Source organism: Oryzibacillus soli, from assembly GCF_051594765.1.
Taxonomy (GTDB): domain Bacteria; phylum Bacillota; class Bacilli; order Paenibacillales; family NBRC-103111; genus Paenibacillus_AR.
Window position 1 is genome coordinate 1 of sequence record NZ_JBPPGJ010000158.1, and the last position, 227, is coordinate 227.

Here is a 227-nt window from a genome sequence, read left to right on the forward strand (position 1 = left end):
AGTCGTAACAAGGTAGCCGTATCGGAAGGTGCGGCTGGATCACCTCCTTTCTATGGAGTACCTCGTGACCGTAGCGTCACGGTACAATGCAAGACAATCGGCTGATGTTACTTACTCGTGTTCAGTTTTGAAGGGGTTAATCCTTCAATGGCAATAAGGGCCTTTAGCTCAGCTGGTTAGAGCGCACCCCTGATAAGGGTGAGGTCGGTGGTTCGAGTCCACTAAGG

1 rRNA gene is annotated in these 227 nt (G+C 51.1%); it reads left to right on the forward strand.

What is annotated here, in order from left to right:
* Positions 1 to 50: ribosomal RNA gene (locus ACSEXW_RS28520) — 16S ribosomal RNA — on the forward strand; the annotation flags it as partial.
* Positions 51 to 227 lie beyond the last annotated feature (177 nt).